The sequence below is a fragment of the uncultured Paraglaciecola sp. genome, assembly GCF_963977085.1.
In the GTDB taxonomy this organism is placed as follows: domain Bacteria; phylum Pseudomonadota; class Gammaproteobacteria; order Enterobacterales; family Alteromonadaceae; genus Paraglaciecola.
This window is the reverse complement of record NZ_CAXBNC010000006.1, coordinates 85,393-98,366: the sequence shown is the minus strand read 5'-3', so window position 1 is coordinate 98,366 and position 12,974 is coordinate 85,393. Positions and strand designations below refer to the sequence as shown.

At 39.3% G+C, this 12,974-nt stretch carries 9 protein-coding genes and 1 tRNA gene; 5 read left to right on the top strand and 5 right to left on the bottom strand.

What is annotated here, in order from left to right; translation table 11 throughout:
- Positions 1 to 212: 212 nt before the first annotated feature.
- The 5 genes from AAC000_RS09185 to AAC000_RS09165 all read right to left on the bottom strand — a co-directional run bounded on the left by AAC000_RS09185 (position 213) and on the right by AAC000_RS09165 (position 6,436).
- Positions 213 to 3,140 (bottom strand): TonB-dependent receptor, encoded by a 2,928-nt coding sequence (locus AAC000_RS09185; protein WP_339722028.1) that lies wholly within the window; start codon positions 3,138 to 3,140, stop codon positions 213 to 215.
- Positions 3,141 to 3,447: 307 nt separating this feature from the next.
- A complete protein-coding gene (locus AAC000_RS09180; RefSeq protein WP_339722026.1) occupies positions 3,448 to 3,762 on the bottom strand; it encodes a DUF3718 domain-containing protein in 315 nt (104 codons plus the stop codon).
- A gap of 334 nt (positions 3,763 to 4,096) precedes the next feature.
- Positions 4,097 to 4,426 carry a hypothetical protein gene (locus AAC000_RS09175; protein ID WP_339722024.1) on the bottom strand — a complete coding sequence of 110 codons (330 nt, stop codon included), beginning with the start codon at positions 4,424 to 4,426 and terminating at the stop codon, positions 4,097 to 4,099.
- 100 nt (positions 4,427 to 4,526) lie between these two features.
- Positions 4,527 to 5,642 carry an MbnH family di-heme enzyme gene (locus AAC000_RS09170; protein ID WP_339722023.1) on the bottom strand — a complete coding sequence of 372 codons (1,116 nt, stop codon included), beginning with the start codon at positions 5,640 to 5,642 and terminating at the stop codon, positions 4,527 to 4,529.
- 2 nt (positions 5,643 to 5,644) lie between these two features.
- Positions 5,645 to 6,436, bottom strand: a complete 792-nt coding sequence (locus tag AAC000_RS09165) for an MbnP family copper-binding protein (RefSeq protein WP_339722021.1) — start codon at positions 6,434 to 6,436, stop codon at positions 5,645 to 5,647.
- Between the two features lie 121 nt (positions 6,437 to 6,557).
- On the opposite strand from AAC000_RS09165, the gene AAC000_RS09160 reads away from it, so the two are divergent.
- From AAC000_RS09160 to AAC000_RS09140, 5 genes are all read left to right on the top strand, one after another.
- Positions 6,558 to 9,311, top strand: coding sequence for a choice-of-anchor B family protein (locus AAC000_RS09160; RefSeq protein ID WP_339722019.1), 2,754 nt, complete (start codon positions 6,558 to 6,560; stop codon positions 9,309 to 9,311).
- 205 nt (positions 9,312 to 9,516) lie between these two features.
- Positions 9,517 to 9,593 (top strand) — tRNA-Ile (locus tag AAC000_RS09155).
- Between the two features lie 412 nt (positions 9,594 to 10,005).
- The gene (locus tag AAC000_RS09150; RefSeq protein ID WP_339722017.1) at positions 10,006 to 10,917 is read left to right on the top strand and encodes a sce7726 family protein; all 912 of its coding nucleotides are present in this window, start codon (positions 10,006 to 10,008) and stop codon (positions 10,915 to 10,917) included.
- The gene (locus tag AAC000_RS09145) at positions 10,878 to 11,813 is read left to right on the top strand and encodes a sce7725 family protein (protein ID WP_339722015.1); all 936 of its coding nucleotides are present in this window, start codon (positions 10,878 to 10,880) and stop codon (positions 11,811 to 11,813) included. Before AAC000_RS09150 ends, AAC000_RS09145 begins: the two co-directional genes overlap by 40 nt.
- Positions 11,814 to 11,844: 31 nt before the next feature.
- Positions 11,845 to 12,861 carry an RES family NAD+ phosphorylase gene (locus AAC000_RS09140; RefSeq protein ID WP_339722014.1) on the top strand — a complete coding sequence of 339 codons (1,017 nt, stop codon included), beginning with the start codon at positions 11,845 to 11,847 and terminating at the stop codon, positions 12,859 to 12,861.
- The last annotated feature ends 113 nt before the right edge of the window (positions 12,862 to 12,974 follow it).

Genomic DNA, 12,974 nt, shown 5'->3' with positions numbered 1-12,974 from the left:
AAAGATATCCCAATTTATGGGCCTTAAATGACGTGGCTAAACCTAACCAAGCTGCGATGTATCATTACGAACGTACAAGTAGCTAATAAGATATACAATCAAATATGAGATTACCTAATTAACCTTTCCTATAATGCTGTGAAGTTTAGAAATAAAAAAACCAGTAGCTATTCACTACTGGTTTTATCTCACTAAATTATTCTAACTTAAATTTAGAAAACGAATTTAGCACCTAGGTAGAAGCGACGAGGTTCAACCCAATCTTTTGCTTCACCGAAGGCAAATGAACCACTACCCGCTACAAACTGTTCTTCTTCAAGAACCGCTTGATCATCTAAGACGTTAAATATGTCAAGGAAGAATTCTGCTGAGTAATCCTCACTAAAGTCATAGGTGTATTTAACACGCATATCTAAAGTGCCGTATGCTGGAGTTTTTTGACTCGCTACGTTACCAGGTGCAATCCACAGACCGTCATAACCACCAAAGTCATAAGATTCTGTTTCACGCAATGGCAAATAACGACCATAAACGTTTGTTGCTTTGTTATATAAAGTACCAGAGTTCCAGTTATAAACCGCACCAATTTCTAGGCCATTATCGAAGTAATAAGTACCAAATACTCGAGCAGAATGTTCAATATTACCTGGTTGATCATCGTACATATTTGGCGCACGTGGATCTAAGTAATAAAAGTCACCCTGTAAGTCAGCGTTACCATCAGAGTTAGTGTTACCTTGAGCATCGTTATAGGTATATGACGCGCGCATGGTCCAGTTATCTGAACGTAATTTACTAAAGGTTACTTCAACACCTTGATAATCACGTTTACCACCCTTAAGGGTGCCGATTACATAGTTTGAACCAGGGTTTTCAGTATAACCAAAATACGCCAATGGCAATGCTAGGCTAGAGCCATCTAGCTGACCACCTTCTGTGTACACACCCAAATCGTAGTCTTCCATGATATCTCTAGTTTTACGATTTGTATAAGTTACAGAAAGGTTGGTATTTTCAGAAAGGTTTTTTGAATACCCTAACAAAATCTCGTCTGTGTAAGGTGTTTTAGTCGTGGGTGAAAAGAATGCATCTTGTGTAGCCACACCACCACGAGTACGGAAAGTACTCCAGTCACCGTTTACAAACACTTGCTCTTCACGAACTGAGCCAGTTAAGTTACCAGCAAATGACGTCATGTCGGTACGAATAGGATCATAATAACGACCAGCGAAAGCCGTTACTTTAGAATCACCGTCGCCATTAATGTCATAAACCGCACTTAAACGATGGGCAATATCCCAGTCAAAGGTGAAAATTGTAGCGCCAGTTGAAGCAATATGTTCCCATTTTTCAGCACGGAAACCAATATTCAAAGTTAGATCATCAATGATGATTTTATCTTGAAGATATAACGTTTGACCTTCAGTTTGAAGTTTTGATTCAGCTTGTTGAGTCTGGATAATACGATAGACGTTGACATCACCAGTAGGATTACCAGCGGTACTGTCAAATACAATTCCAGGTACATCGGCCGCATCGATGCCAGCACCCGCAGCTATACGATCAATATCATCTTCCGATAGATCTCTCAGCCCCACCCAACTAGGATTAGTTGCATAGTCAGTAAAAGTTACACCCGCATCTGCAGCAGAGATAGACGTATATTGTGCACCATCACCGGTATACACTTCGTTAGTGATGTTTTCGTTGGTTTCAGCTGAATAACCGCCTTCAATAGTGTGAAAACCAAAATCAGTGTCTAGGTAATATTCAAAATTAACATAGGCACTTTCTTTGTTGCGGAATCTCAGGGTATCTGAACCCAAGCCACCAAGATCTGTATCTGTTTGAGTGGTGGTTGATGCGTCAGCAAGATAAGCCACATCATTTCGAGTTGATTTATCTTTGGCTAAATCAGATAGTTCTGACTCATGACTCATAAAACCTGCATTAATTACTACATCATCCCAAGTATGGGTGTAGTCAATTTTAATATTGTCTCCACCTTGAGTACGTGCGCGGTCACGGTTTGATAATGTGTCAAACTCGGCACTACCAGAAATGTCAGTAGGATCATTAAAATAGGTCAGTACTAAACGGTCATTTTCAGTGGCTTGCCAAGTCAGTTTACCAAAACCTAATTTACTTTCATTTTCAACTGTCCGAGCAAATTCACCAGTATCAGCATTAGTTACATCATCTTCACGATTTTTAACTTGATAAGAAGCAAAAAACCATAGTTTGTCTTTAATGATTGGACCGCCTAGAGTCACAGCAGTATCAAAAGTTGAAAACCCACCACCAGCTTGAGATTCGTTATCGTAGTCACCCACTAAACTATCGTTTTGCAGGTAATAGTTGATAGAACCATGGAATTCATTACCACCTGACTTAGTGACCACTCGTGACACTAAACCACCACCACCAGCATATTTAGCATCTAAACCACCAGTAATAACTTGTTGTTCTTGGATGATTTCTGAGTTGATGTTACCACCAAAGGTACCAGTAACATTATCGGTTACGTTTACGCCATCGATATAATAAACGTTATCTGTAGAAGCACCTACAGTACCGCCAGCATCAGAGTAGTTAACACCTGATTTAGAAGAAGGGTTACCACCCGTACTTGGTTTGACACCTGGAGTCAATTGTAGGTAAGACTGATAAGAACGGCCTGTTGGCAGTGACTCAGTCATATCAAGAGTAATATCTAAACCTGTTGTAGCTGAAGTGGTATCAATTGCAGCCATAGATCTGCCGGAAACAGTGATTTTTTCCATATCAGAAGATGAACTGCCAATAGCATAACTAAGGTTTAAGCTTTTACCCGTTTGTACTCTAACGTTTGTAGCTTCAAAAGACTGGATATTTGCGCCGTTGATGCTAACTGTATACTGGCTAGACGCGTCTAAGCCTCTAAGTGTTACATATCCATCTGCATCTGTAATAGCGTCTTTACTTGCTAAAGAATCTGGCGCTTTAACTAATACTGAAGCGCCAGATACTGGGCTACCGTTAGCGTCGGTTACTCGAATTTTTAAACCACCGGTATCTAGTGCGAATGCTGCTCCCGAAAAACCGAGGGCCGCTACCACAGCTAAGGCCGTTAAATTTTTTCTAAATGTAATTTTTCCCATGAAAAACTCCCTGATATGTATTTTTAGTTATAAATGATCGATCTACTGCGAATGCAGCTTGCCGATATTACGACGCTATCAAAAAGTTCAATTGGGAAGCTAGCTTAGGGACGAACACAACGCACAGTGTGTCTAAGACCGGATTAATTAGGGACGGAATTTTTGGTTTTCTAAAATTGTGGTAACAAAAAATAAAGCGCTAATTTGCGGTATAAATCATTAGAAAAACAGTGAGCGCTGCCAACCCATTTACAATGGAAATAATATAGGTATAACGTCACTCACTTTGGAAAATCATATTAATTCTCTATAACTTTGCCAATAGAGCGTCATAATCCACTTTGCTCATACGAGCCATGAACTTACCGGTATTTTCGGCTTTGTTTACCATAGCGAAGGTGACTGGGTCATAACCATTACAGACTAAACCTTTACTCACCGCTTTAGCGTTAATACCGCTGTCTCTAATAGCAATATGAAGTTTTATCTTACTATTACTTTTAATAGCCTCACATATTTTGACTAAATTTGCTTCGGTTTTTTTGTCGATATATCTAGCTTGTGCACTGCCAGCCAAAAGAAGCCCTGCTGTAATAATGCTACCAATAATGATCTTTTTCATAATGTCTCACCTTTTGTTTATTTAATTCTGCATGATTGCAACTTCATGCTTAATGTAGAGGCCAAGGTGATTTAAAGATGATTAAAAAAGCTTAAACACGGCTAAATGCGACTAAGCGACCAACCTACTATCTAAAGCGATAAACTATCGTTGTTAATCATAAGTTAATCGAATTGTGAGTTATTTTGTTACATTCTCCTGTGACAACATAATCCAAAAGTGGTCCGCGGACCGTTGCTAAACAACCGTTCAGATTGTACGTTAACGTAACAGAAGTAAATACAGAAAAGCCCTGAAGAACAGGGCTTTTGAAGTGAATAACAGTACAACTAAATTAAAACGCGTTTTCCTGATGAATTTTAATAAACAAATTTGTGCCATGTTTGCTGTAATCTACTTTATATTCTTTACCGTTAATGGTTTGCACAAATAACAAGATTTTTTCTTCACCAAATACATCAATGCTTGTGAGATCGACTAATTCCATATCTTGGTTTTTTGCTTCACGTTTGTTTTCAGGCACTTTTCCAGCATATTCTTTAATGCCTTTATGGGTAACAACAATAGGAGGATGGTCTTCACCATTAACAACAAGTAAATCCAATTTCCGAATTTTATGAATTAGGGTATTGCGACCACTTACTAAAAAGGGCTTCTCGGTCATTTTGTTCTCCGTTGAAAAAGTGCGCTAAATTAATTTTAGTCTATGTTTTTAAGAAGATACCAAAGTTCTTTTACCCTTGCACTCCTTAGTTTTTAAGCAGTCAGGGGGATTCTGACGGAATATTGACACTAGAATTTAAAAACTGGTAGTCAGTCAAGCTTTGTAAAAAAGCAATGAGATCCTGTTTTTGTTGTTGTTGCAGCGCAAAACCCGCCAAAAACGGGCTTTTCAAAGGGTTAGTCACTCCCTGCCCTCTGCCACCTGCAGCATAAAAATCAATCACCTCCCCTAATGTAGCCAAACTACCATCATGCATGTAGGGTGCACTCACTTCCACATTCCGCAAGGTAGGGGCTCTGAACTTGCCCATATCCTGGGGTTGTAGAGTGACTTCAATCAAACCTTGGTCGTTGACGGGGTAAGCACCTTGGTCGTCAACCTTATATAAACCAGTGTTATGAAAGGGTCGTAGATCTAACCTTTGATTTTGGTGTTGACTCGACTGAGTAAAGTTGAATCCCCCATGACAATGAAAACACTCAAATGTTTCTGAGAAAAATAATTCCATGCCCCTTTTTGCTGCATCAGACATAGCATTGTCATTGTTTTGATAAGCATACTCATCAAATGCAGAGGCAAAGCTTGTTAAGCTTCTAACATAGCTGGCAAGAGCTTTTACTATTCGGTCAAAGTTCACTTCACTATCATTAAAGGCATGTTCAAACAGCTTTGCATAATCAGGGGTAACAAATCGTTGCAGAATTGTTTTCTCGTGACCTGTTATGCCTAATTCAATAGGGTCTTCAGAAAACATTGGAATAAGAATTTGCTGTTCTATTTTATTCAACCCAGAATGGGCCCATGTCAGATTGCTGTTATAAGCCACGTTCACTAAAGACTGAGTATTGCGCCTGTGATTTTGACCAGTTGCGCCCACCGCCGTTTTTTTAGGTTCAGAAAAAGCGAACTCTGGCTGATGACAACTCGCACATGACATGGATTGGTTAAACGACAACCTGAGATCAAAAAACAACTGTTTTCCCAAGGCAACTTTGGCTTCTGACATCGGATTATCTTTAGGCACTAATGGACTTGGAAACCCCTCAGGCAAGTGCCAATCATATTCACTTGAACTCACAGAAGGCGGTGTACAGCTTAATAAAACACCACTCAAAATGAAAAAACACCCCACTTTGATAACCCAAGTAGAATTCATGATTAGTGCCACTCAAATACGTCTTGAGTTTTCAGGTTAGACATCAAAATAGCGCAGCTTTGTTGATCGGAATGAAACAAACATGAACCGCCGTTTTCCATAGATACGTTAACTAGCAGTCTGTCCAGGTGCATAACAAGTTTTGCACCATTGTGTTTTTTATCCAAGTGAAAACTGACTCTATTCGGTTGCACACACTCCTCTTGGGGCGCACGCATAGTCGAAACAGCAGTGCAACCAACACTGCCTAGGTGAAATACCCACGTTTTACTGGGACCTTGCATGTCTAACCTAAAAAATTTGTGACCTGAACGCCACGACCAAAACATACTAGGTAGATTCAGCGGAGAAGGTTGTAATAAAGGGTTCTGATGATTTAGCGCAAATGGCACCGCTAGCGTAAACGACAGTTGTTCTGCGGAATCGAGGTCAACGGGTACTGCGAATTGCACATTATTATTGGTAGTAAGTCGCGCCGACTCTACCTGACTGTCTGGTGTTGAATTGTCTTCTACAGCCTCTAGCATTTGAGATTGTGAATCACAGTCATCCAAATTTGGTTGCAGCAACACCACATCATTTGTTTGCCAAGGTGTTGACCTAAGCTGTGGTTGCAGCACAGTGCTTTCGCCAGAGAACTTAACATTACTGATAAAAAAAGCTAATTGTTGGATAGTCCAAACTTGCTGATTATTTTTAAACCCATTACAAGTTAACTCGCTACCATTATGCCAAATTTCAAGGGTGATACTGTCTGCCTCATCTAACCTAGAGCAGCTACTAATAAACGCCATCAAGCAGCCCAAAGAAAACATTAAAAAGATTCTTTTTACCCCTATGGAGAACAAAAAATTGGATATATCAGGTCTAAAAGGTAAGGTGTTAACAAGCTTCATAAAGTAATAGGTAAATTTCATGCGGTGTTTAATTGGCGTCATAATGATACTGGCCATAGGGTACAGTCAAGGCGTTCTAGCCCATGCAGAACATGATAAAGCACGTTTTGTTGCCAACAACGGTGATGATGTTGGTAGCTGCAACAATAGATTTCGCCCTTGTAAAACAGTCACTTACGCCGCTCAAAAAGCAAATAAAGGCGACACTATTTTAGTCGCCCAAGGTCAATATGTTATTGAATCAGAGCAAGACTTGTTGTATTTCACCGGTCAAATTGTCCCCGTTTTAGGAGGCTACAATCAAGTAGAACAATATCAGGGGCAAAATCCCGATACTTATTTAACGTCGATTTCGGGAGTACCAGCCGAATATGCACAACAACTTAGCCAACAAGGCTTTCATGTCATACGAGATACAAAAGGTGCAGCGAAATTAAGTGTGCTAGGCAAAGGCCTCAATCTTTCGCAACTACAATTAATGCAACAAAAACAACGCAATACCACTTGTATTGACGGTAGCGCAGATGGTTTTGAATGCAATAACATGTCGTTATTGGCCCATGTTCCCTTAGCAGACTTTCCCAACAATCCCTCTGCTGCAAACGATATATGGGGTCATGTGGATTTAAACACCGCAAAAGAATACGCCATTATCGGCCTTGTAAATGGTGTAGCAGTAGTCGATGTGACAACAGCAACTTCGCCGGAAGTAGTCGGCAGTATCACTGGTTTTTCGTCATCCTGGAGAGATATAAAAGTGTATCAATACTTTGATACATCCACTCTAAGATGGCATGCCTATGCTTATTCCACCACTGAGGCCAATGAAGGTTTAACTATCATCGACCTAAACGACTTAGACAATGGAATTTCCCTTGTTAAGCGCCAGAAGACAGACAGTAGCGCCCACAATATATACATCAGTAATCTGGATTATTCGCTAAATATTCCTTTGGCTGGGCAAGAGCCTGCGGTGCATATTTTAGGATCCAACAACTTTGGCGGCTCGTTTCGTTCTTACGCATTAACTGATCCTGAAACATTGGGTGCTACCTACTCCAATTCATCAGGCACTCGCAACGATTACACCCACGATGCCGCCACACTTATAGTAAATGACGCCCGAGCGCAAACCGATTGTGTACATGCGAATAATACTGACTGCCTAGTTTTTTTAGATTTCAACGAAGACAAACTCATAGTGTGGGATCACACTGATAAAAATCAGGCGATAGAAATAGGCTCAGGCTCCTACCCTAATGCCGAATACACCCATTCAGGTTGGTGGAGCGAAGACAAACAGTTTGTCATAGTACATGACGAACTAGACGAACAAAGACTTAACCTCAATACCACCTTAAATATTTTTGATATCAGTAGTTTGAGCACCCCTACATTAGTAGGAACTTGGACTGGGCCAACTCGCGCAATTGACCACAATGGCTTTGTTAGAGGTAATCGATATTATATGTCCAACTACGAACGCGGCGTCACCGTTCTTGATATTACTGATCCAAGCGATCCCGTTGAAGTGGGTTTCTTTGATACCTATCCCGTATCAAACAACGCTGGATTTAATGGTGCATGGGGAATCTATCCTTTTTTACCCAGCGGCAACATTTTGGTCAGCGATATCAACAGCGGATTATATATTCTTCAAGACCAAACATTGGAAAACGACACCGGTAATATTGCCTTCGAAACCAAGCAGCTTAGTGTTAATGAAGGCCAAAGTGTCAGTATTCAGGTCAACAAAATTGGAGTTGGAGCCAGTACTGTGGGTTACGAAATACTACCGGGATCAGCCAACCAAGAGGACTATGTAGTAACAAGCGGCGAACTACAGTGGACAAGTAACGACACCCAAGCTCAAAACATAGTGCTACAAACAAGTAACGACACACTAGATGAAATCACTGAAACGCTCTTTATACGCTTATTTGACCCTAAAAAGGGAGCCACTTTAGTCAATCCAAGTATCGCCACAGTGCAAATCATAGATGCACTGCATCAAGGTCAAATTGTATTTGCAACTGATGAAGTAACCGTAAAAGAAACCGATGGAACAGTACAAATTGCAGTAACCCGCCAAGGCGGCAGCGATGGTACTGTAAGTGTGACCTATTTACTTAGCTCAGGAACAGCAATATTGGGCGCCGATGCCAGCATAACGAATGGCACCCTTGAATGGTTAGACGGCGATAATGCAGACAAATTCATCAATATCACTTTATTGAACGACAACGAAACTGAATCACAAGAATCCTTGCTAATCACACTCTTATCTGAAGATTCCAACCTACTTGGCAATCAAGCGACTCTTAACATAGCGATCCGTGACGATGAATCAAACCAAGCCCCTATCGCAACAGTTGCAGATAACTCTGAAGTTAATACTAGGCAAAATGTTACTTTAGTTGGCAGTGGCTCCGACCCAGAAAATCAACCTCTCATATATCAATGGCAGCAAATATCTGGCACTAATGTCACAATTAACAATGCCAATACCCCAGAAGCCAGTTTTACTGCACCCAGTGCTGCTGCAACGTTAGAATTTTCACTGACCATAACAGATGATTTTGGCTTAACCAGCTCTGCTAATGTATCGGTCACTGTTGTGGCAGTAGAACAACCACAATCCACATCATCTGGAGGTGGTAGCATAAACTATTGGTTACTTATGGGTTTATTATCATTAGTATTGATGCGGATTTCCCTAAGCCGCTGCATTCCCAATCATGATATCAATCCAATAAATAAACGACTTAAATAAGATTGATAACAGCAAAGTAGTAGCATAATCCCAAAAAGTTAACGCTTACCACAGCATTAATGAACAATATTTAGGCAGTTGAATTATAAATTGTAAATTCTTGCACTTTCTGACGCGCCAAAGTGATGACAAGTCCAAAAAAACTGCTTATACTGCGCGTCGCTTTTAACCCACTTGGGTTAAAACATGTTTTAAAATTTAAAGTGGCCCTTTAGCTCAGTTGGTTAGAGCATACGACTCATAATCGTCAGGTCCCCTGTTCGAGTCAGGGAAGGGCCACCATTTTTTAAAGACCTTGCCGTGATAGTATCCACTAACCAAAAGCCAAATAACGCTCAGTTTATAGCAAGGTTGTAGCAAAATAATCTGTAATAGCTAATTTCTTTTAATTAATAAAAGCTATATTGGTTTTAAGCGATAGAGGCAAGCGTTTCGTAATAGTGTCAATTAAATGTCTCTAAGAATGTAGAAATATCTACCATTAACTAAAGGATACAAAATCTCACTGTACTACTAATGAAGTGTATGACACTGCGGAGCCAGAGATTCGAATCGTCAATGGTGCGCCATTTTTAAAAAGATTAAGCCTTAGTTAAAACAATTAAAACCTTAAAATAGAATTTATCTATAAATAGTGTATCGTTGATGTTCACTAACTCTAGTGCTAGAATTTCTATAGAAAATGGAGTTAACAATGACTACGGAAAACCAGCAACTAAAACAACTTTCCGAGCTTTTTAGCGCCGTAACTATCCGAAAAATTGCGGATGGAAATTTTGATATTGTTTCCCGCTTCGCTTCACTTTATTGTTCTATTGTTAAAGATTCATTTCTAGACCTAACCCTTGAACAATTGTTTGAAAATTCATTTCATATATTGTCAAAAAAATATCGGAATGAATATACGTATAAAAGCCTATTATTAAACAAAAAGCTGATGGGAACCCATTCAGTAAAAACATCATCAATGTTAAGTGAGCTTCGGGTTGGAAGTGCCAAAGCTGATTTTGTAATGTTGAATGGCGTGGCAACATGTTTCGAAATAAAAACAGAAAGAGACAGTTTGGAAAGACTGCCTAACCAATTGACGGAATATAACGGATACTTTGATCAAACATACGTAGTCCTAAGTGAATGCGATGTTGAGCGCTATCAATTAAAAATCCCTAGCATAGTGGGGATTATATCCTTAACAAATCGCAACCAATTCAGTGAAATCAGACCTTCCTCAATGGAATGTGAAGGCTATACACCTAAAATGGCAGTTAATCTATTACGAGCAATAGAATTAAAACAGATTGTTTCGATATTCAATACAAATGTCGAAAACATCCCAAATACTGAACTTGTGAAATACTGCGAGAAAGAGCTAAATCTAGTAAGTGCGATTGAGTTGAAAGAACTTGTGTTGTCTCAGTTAAAAATGAGAGGAATGCGTAATAATAGCTTTATGGCAGCTCTCCCCAAGAGTCTCAGGGCGGCAGGGGTAGCGTATAAACTTTCTATTGACCAGCGTACCAAGTTAATGATTAACTTAGGGAAAGTTCTTTCGCAAATGGAACGTGCATGTATTACCCCGTCCTTCGAGCTAAACAGTTCGAACTAATAGCTCTTAGAGAGATTGTTTCTCACGACCCGCAATTATTTCAACAATTCACCCCAATAATCGAACCTGTTAATGACACCTATAAGCCTTTTTTACGTGCAATAGAGGCATTAAATTCAATTGACATTACTCCGTTAGTTCTAATAAATCCCACAGTTGGAAAACTTAAAAATGATTGGCTTAATTTGGATGAGCTAGTTGACCTCAATTACTTACCCACAATAGAATTTAACAGCGACACAGAAGAATTGGCGTTACAAAAAGCTACTTCGATAGGGATTGAAAACATAGCAGCTTTTGTAATTGAAGGATGTTCCGTACAAACATTAAAGGCACTTGATGGGGTTGATACGTTAATAGTTGATACAGATATTGTACAAGCGGGGCGTTACCAAAAAAGTCTCAATACAAAGGTAGTGCTTCTACAAGATGGTTTTAGACGACAAGATAAAAATGCAGAATACTCAGGCCGTACAGCTTTCGGCAGTGCCATTGCAGACTATAGAAATTCTAGACTACATGGGTTTTCAGACTATACCATTACTGGAAGGTTTTTTAGTGAAGGTGGAGGCCCTGCATACGTTGTCGCAATACACCTATCTGAGTTATTAAAAGATGACTCTGGCTTCGGGCCAGAAGTGCAAATACTTATCAATCACTATGTTTCTGAAGATAATGGTTCAGCCGTTGATCCAGCTGGAAAATTTATGGAAGCTTTAGCAAAGCTCATAGAGGACGTGAGTGGCAGAACGGAGTGTTTTTTTGATTCTACTGGTTTAATAGACTTTAAATCACTTTATTCGCAAAGACACTTCTCTGGATTAGGCTCTGCTAAAAAAAATTCCATTAAACATCACATCGAAACTATTGCTCAATATTTGCTTGAAAATGACTAAATGTTGTAATACGTGTTTCACTGATAGCGAATTGAGACGTAAGATCCGAACTGATTCGATTAGTGAGGACAGCGATTGTGATTTTTGTACTGGTGAAACTGAGGTAACAGTTAATTGTGAAAGTCTGAAATACGATTTTGAATTCCTCATAGACACTCTTTTTGTAAAAGGGGAAGGTGAGAACTCTGATGATTTATCTATTTTAATACAAAACAAATTATTGGTTTTTAGTGATAATGTAGCTTCGCCTAGTGATTTGTTGAAAAACATACTAAATGATGAACGAATTTATGATGGCTCAACAAGATATTATCCAAGGATGATGGAAGTCGAGTTTTCTAGCTACTGGACTGAACTACGTCAAGAGTTGGTAGAAAAAAATCGTTTTTTTCCACAAAACCGTTTATTTACATCTTTGTTTAGAGATCAGTCAACAGAAAACAGAGTATTTATTGAATTAGTTGGCCAACTTACAGATAGCATTCCAATTGGTAGTAATTTTTGCAGGGCGAGAATAGCTAACAATATTTTGGATGATGATCAAATGGGTAAGCCTCCCAAAAAACTAGCTACCGATGGAAGAGCTAATCCGGTAGGTATTGCATATTTATACACTTCGGAGGAAATAAGAACGAGTGTATCTGAAGTACGCCCAAGTATTGGAAATACTATCTGTGTCGCAACCCTCTCATCTCTATTAAAGCTAAGAGTCATAGATCTTACGGCTCCAAGAAGAAAATTTAATCCCACGACTTTTGAAGATAAAGAGTTGGTTATAGCGCTATCCATAGTTGATATGTTAGAACAGCTTTCTATGGAACTATCTAAACCTATTGCTCAAGACCGAACTTTAAACTATTTACCTACACAGTTTTTCTGTGAATTCATAAAGTCTTTAGATCTAGTTGATGGAGTTAAATTTAGTAGTTCTTTTGACGGACAAAATAATATTGTATTTTTCGAACCAAATAATAGTAACTACTTTTCTATTACGGACAAAAAGCTAGCCAGAATAGATGCGACTCAACACACAATCGTCGATATTTAGTCCATTCAGTACAGTTATTTACAATACTCCAAGTGAAGGTTAAAAAAGTTAAATTTACCTTACCAACCTACCCCACCTGTCCCAAATTGGAATAGGTGGGACAGGTAGTATAG

Excerpts from the sequence above, each read along its gene's own strand:
- AAC000_RS09185 (WP_339722028.1), bottom strand. The coding sequence starts at position 3,140 with ATGGGAAAAATTACATTTAGAAAAAATTTAACGGCCTTAGCTGTGGTA.
- AAC000_RS09180 (WP_339722026.1), bottom strand. The coding sequence starts at position 3,762 with ATGAAAAAGATCATTATTGGTAGCATTATTACAGCAGGGCTTCTTTTG.
- AAC000_RS09175 (WP_339722024.1), bottom strand. The coding sequence starts at position 4,426 with ATGACCGAGAAGCCCTTTTTAGTAAGTGGTCGCAATACCCTAATTCAT.
- AAC000_RS09170 (WP_339722023.1), bottom strand. The coding sequence starts at position 5,642 with ATGAATTCTACTTGGGTTATCAAAGTGGGGTGTTTTTTCATTTTGAGT.
- AAC000_RS09165 (WP_339722021.1), bottom strand. The coding sequence starts at position 6,436 with ATGGCGTTTATTAGTAGCTGCTCTAGGTTAGATGAGGCAGACAGTATC.
- AAC000_RS09160 (WP_339722019.1), top strand. The coding sequence starts at position 6,558 with ATGCGGTGTTTAATTGGCGTCATAATGATACTGGCCATAGGGTACAGT.
- AAC000_RS09150 (WP_339722017.1), top strand. The coding sequence starts at position 10,006 with ATGACTACGGAAAACCAGCAACTAAAACAACTTTCCGAGCTTTTTAGC.
- AAC000_RS09145 (WP_339722015.1), top strand. The coding sequence starts at position 10,878 with ATGTATTACCCCGTCCTTCGAGCTAAACAGTTCGAACTAATAGCTCTT.